General features: G+C 40.1%; 4 protein-coding genes. 1 reads left to right on the top strand and 3 read right to left on the bottom strand.

Annotated elements, in window-relative coordinates; translation table 11 throughout:
• Positions 1 to 490 precede the first annotated feature (490 nt).
• Positions 491 to 1492, bottom strand: a complete 1002-nt coding sequence (gene ccpA / locus EKM61_RS11515) for a catabolite control protein A (RefSeq protein ID WP_068223440.1) — start codon at positions 1490 to 1492, stop codon at positions 491 to 493.
• Positions 1493 to 1705: 213 nt separating this feature from the next.
• Here ccpA and EKM61_RS11510 point away from each other — a divergent pair, with 213 nt between their 5' ends.
• A complete protein-coding gene (locus EKM61_RS11510; protein WP_068280875.1) occupies positions 1706 to 2803 on the top strand; it encodes a M24 family metallopeptidase in 1098 nt (365 codons plus the stop codon).
• Between the two features lie 308 nt (positions 2804 to 3111).
• On the opposite strand, the gene EKM61_RS11505 is transcribed toward EKM61_RS11510, so the two are convergent.
• The gene (locus tag EKM61_RS11505; RefSeq protein ID WP_068223436.1) at positions 3112 to 3564 is read right to left on the bottom strand and encodes a YtxH domain-containing protein; all 453 of its coding nucleotides are present in this window, start codon (positions 3562 to 3564) and stop codon (positions 3112 to 3114) included.
• On the bottom strand, positions 3564 to 4022 hold the full coding sequence (locus EKM61_RS11500; protein WP_068223433.1) for a DUF948 domain-containing protein: 459 nt from the start codon (positions 4020 to 4022) through the stop codon (positions 3564 to 3566). The genes EKM61_RS11505 and EKM61_RS11500 overlap by 1 nt, the downstream gene beginning before the upstream one ends.
• Between the last annotated feature and the right edge of the window lie 87 nt (positions 4023 to 4109).

Raw genomic sequence — 4109 nt, 5'->3', positions numbered from 1 at the left:
TTATGTTTGGCGATTTAATCATACGGGGAAGGTCTTCCCTTTTCAATTACTATTTACACAAAATATTGTACACTCCCTGAAAAATAACTGCGACTAAAACAACTGCGTAAAAAATAACAAAAAAGATCGAATATCCTGCCGATCGTGCAAAATTTCGCATGAGATCGCCTCCATTTATTCTTACGCTTTTAGTATACACCTTAATAATTTTACCAAAATGATAGCAAAATTATTAAAGTGTAAGAATATATGGGCGTGGGACAAAAGTCGGTTTTTGATTTACTGCGTAACGTAGGCCAATTCAATAACCGCACTTATAGTTCTCGGATTAGCTGTAGTCGTGTTTGGCGCACGTCCTAGAGTAATGCTCAAAAAAAATAAGCAGCCAGGACTTTTGCCCTAACCTGAAGTGAACCCCAATATTAGATTTTAGTCCAATACCGGGGGTTCACTTCAGCCGCTTATTTTTTATCCAAAAAACAATTAACTATTATTTAGTAGTACCACGTTCCACAATTCCGTAAGGTAAAAGAATTGTTTGGTTTTCAATTTCTTCTTTGTTCATTAACTTAGTCAACAAACGCATTGCAACTGCACCAATATCATATAAAGGTTGTGTGATTGAGCTCATCTTTGGGCGTGACATCTCAGTCAACTTGGAATCATTACTTGTAATGATCTCAAAATCATCTGGGAATTTAGCATTATCATCACCGGCACCATTGAGTAAACCAATTGCCAGTTCATCGTCACCGACTACTGCGGCCGTCGCATCAGTAGCCTTAATTTCAGGCCAGATTGCTTCGCCAGCCTTATAACTATATTCAGTTTCAAACACTAGCTTTTCATCAAATGGTAAACCAGCCTTTGCTAAAGCCTTTTTATAACCATTTAACCGGTATAATCCATTAATTGGTTGATCCATATTGCCGGTAACAAAGGCAACTCTCTTATTACCGTGGCGGATTAAAGTACTAACTGCTTCTTCAACGGCAGCAATGTAGTCAATATTAACGCTGGCAATTTCTTCATCAGAATCAACTGAACCGGCCAAAACAATTGGCGTTTTTGAACGAGCAAATTCTGAACGCATATTAGTCGAGATCTGATTACCCATGAAAATAATGCCGTCCACTTGCTTAGTTAACAACGTATTTAACACTTGTAATTCTTTTTGGCCGTTTTCATCAGAGTTAGCCAAAATAATATTGTACTTATACATCGTTGCAACGTCATCAATTCCCCGTGCTAATGATGAAAAATAAATATTAGTTACATCAGGAATAATAACCCCAACCGTCGTTGTTTTTTTGCTAGCTAAACCCCGAGCAACGGCATTAGGCCGGTAATCTAAACGATCAATAACTTCTAAAACCTTCTTACGTGTTGCCGGCTTAACGTTTGGGTTACCGTTAACAACTCGCGAAACGGTTGCCATCGAGACGCTTGCCTCACGGGCAACATCATAAATTGTAATTGTTTGTTTTTCCATTTATAAGTCCCTCTCTTCGCTTTCATTTGTTTTCATAAATTCACCTTTACCAACTTAACAAAGTTTGAAAACAAATGCAAGCGTTTTAAAGCCTTTTTTCATAAAATTTACATGATCGTTTTCATAAATTATTTAAACCGATCATTAATGTGTATCTGGTAACGAGAGGTGTTGAATATGCTATACTAATTTTAGTTAAGAAAGGATGATTCTATGGACCACTTACAGAGTTTAAGTCATTGGCTACAAGAAAATAATTTAGATGTAGCTTTCATTAGCAACCCAACAAGCGTTGCCTATTTCTCCGGATTTTATGCTGAACCAGAAGAACGTGTGCAAGCACTCTTAGTCTTTCCAGATCAAGATCCCTTCTATTTTGGACCTCAGTTAGAAGTTGAAGCAGTCAAGGGTGCTGGCTGGAAATATGGTGATTATGGTTACTTAGATCACGAGGACCCCTTTGCCATCATTGCTGAACAGATCAAAAAACGCCAACCAAATTCCCAGCGTTGGGCAATTGAAAAAGATGATCTGCCAGTGGGCCGTTACGAAACAATTCTGAAGTATTTTCCGGAAGCAACTTTCCCGGGAGATGCTAGTCGTTTTATTGAAAAGGCTAAATTGATCAAAACGCCCGCCGAAATTGCCCTAATGGACGAGGCTGGTAAGCAAGCCGATTATGCTTTCAGTGTTGGCTTTAAGGCTGTTCAGGCCGGCCGAACCGAACAACAGATTGTCGCCGAAATTGAATACGCGTTAATGCAACAAGGCGTGATGAAAATGAGCTTTGGTACAATTGTTCAGGCTGGAACTAACGCTTCTGATCCTCACGGCGAACCTAAAGAAACAAAACTTGCACCAAATGAATTAGTTTTATTTGATTTAGGTACCGTTAATAAAGGCTATATGAGTGATGCAACTAGAACCATTGCTTTTGGTAAACCTAGTGACAAAGCACTTGATGTTCATAAAGTCTGTTTAGAAGCACAGTTAACGGCCCAGGCTGCCGTTAAACCTGGTCTTACAGCAGCGGAATTAGACCAAATTGCTCGTGATGTGATTACCAAAGCTGGGTACGGTGATTACTTTATTCACCGCCTTGGTCATGGAATTGGCACTTCAACACATGAATTTCCTTCAATTATGGCCGGCAACAATATGGAATTACAGCCTGGTATGTGTTTCTCGATTGAACCTGGTATCTACATTCCTGGTGTTGCTGGTGTTCGAATTGAGGATTGTGTCCACGTCACTGAAACCGGGGCCAAGCCGTTTACTCATACACCAAAGGAATTACAGTACATTAACTAATAACGCTACACTAATGGTGATTAAGATTGGCCTAGGGATTATTTAGAAATAGCTAGGTTCTAAATCACTAAGCGTAGGAAGGGAGTGGGACAAAAGTCGGTTTTGAGTTTACTGCCTAGCTACAGCTAATCCAACAACCATAGTACAGTTATTGGATTAACTGTAGCTAGGCACGTGTATCCAGACTTTTGGCGCACGTTCTAGAGTAATGATCGAAAAAATAGTAAGAGGCCAGGACTTTTGTCCTGGCCTCTTCGCTTTATTTTCTGAATATTTTAATGAAGGTGTTTTCAAAATAATAGCTAAAACTAATTTTCAGCAGAATCACTTGATGAACTATCTGAATCATCAGTTGCTGTATTTAATTTGTCCTCAGCCTCATCAGCAGCACTACTTGCTGCCGACGTGATATTATCTTTGGCCTCACCAAAAGCACTGTGCCCATCAATGTTAATATCTGCATAATCCGCATCATCGGCAACATTATCTTTTAAATCAGCCGCTGAATCTTTTAAATCAGATTTAACATCACTGGCAGCATCCTTTAACGTATCCGTTGTTTCCCCAGCGGCGTCAGTAAAGTCATTAGCAGCATCGTCCACAAAGTCAGCGTAATCAGCTGCCTTATCACGTAACTGGTTGACCTTTCGTGCTAAATTGTCCTTTAATTCGTCACTTGATTCCGGTGCTAACAGACGTGTTGCTGCAAATGCAGTGGCACCTCCAAGTAGAAAACCAAATAGAAATTTTCCTTTAGCCATTATGAATCACTCCTTTGCGTATTATCAGTTGTTGCTTTTTTGCGGCGATGATTTTGGTAGAAACGTAACGCTCCTACCCCCACTCGGCCCAGAGTTGAAGCTTTGGCCGTTGAATTGCCAATATCAGTTATCCGTTCCACCAAATGATGACTGGCCTCATTAACGTCCGAAACACTCTCACCAAGATCACCAGCGGCCTGAAAGACGGGGTCCAAGTTCGCCACCTTACCATTTACATCTTCAAGTAAGACATTTGCTTTGGTTAACAGACCTTCAACTTCCTTTGAAAGTGCATCAACGTCACTTGTTACTGTTGTTACTGTGCGGTTTGCCTCGGCCACAGTTGCCTGAACTTCCCGCATAATTTTTGTTACTCGAATCAAAACGAGCACAATAAAGAAAACAAGAATCAGAAATGCAATTGCAGCAATTAAAGCAGCAGCTTCACCACCAGTCATATCATAGCCTCCTCGTATTATTAAAAATGTATTCAAGTATTGACCAGCTTCGCTGTTTGGATGCTGTGTGATATTCTCTAATTGTTC

The organism is Loigolactobacillus backii (assembly GCF_003946275.1).
Classification (GTDB): domain Bacteria; phylum Bacillota; class Bacilli; order Lactobacillales; family Lactobacillaceae; genus Loigolactobacillus; species Loigolactobacillus backii.
Note: the sequence above shows the minus strand (reverse complement) of the source record. Positions and strands in the feature narration are given on the sequence as shown.

Coding starts and splice junctions, on each gene's coding strand:
- ccpA (WP_068223440.1), bottom strand. CDS start 1,492: ATGGAAAAACAAACAATTACAATTTATGATGTTGCCCGTGAGGCAAGC.
- EKM61_RS11510 (WP_068280875.1), top strand. CDS start 1,706: ATGGACCACTTACAGAGTTTAAGTCATTGGCTACAAGAAAATAATTTA.
- EKM61_RS11505 (WP_068223436.1), bottom strand. CDS start 3,564: ATGGCTAAAGGAAAATTTCTATTTGGTTTTCTACTTGGAGGTGCCACT.
- EKM61_RS11500 (WP_068223433.1), bottom strand. CDS start 4,022: ATGACTGGTGGTGAAGCTGCTGCTTTAATTGCTGCAATTGCATTTCTG.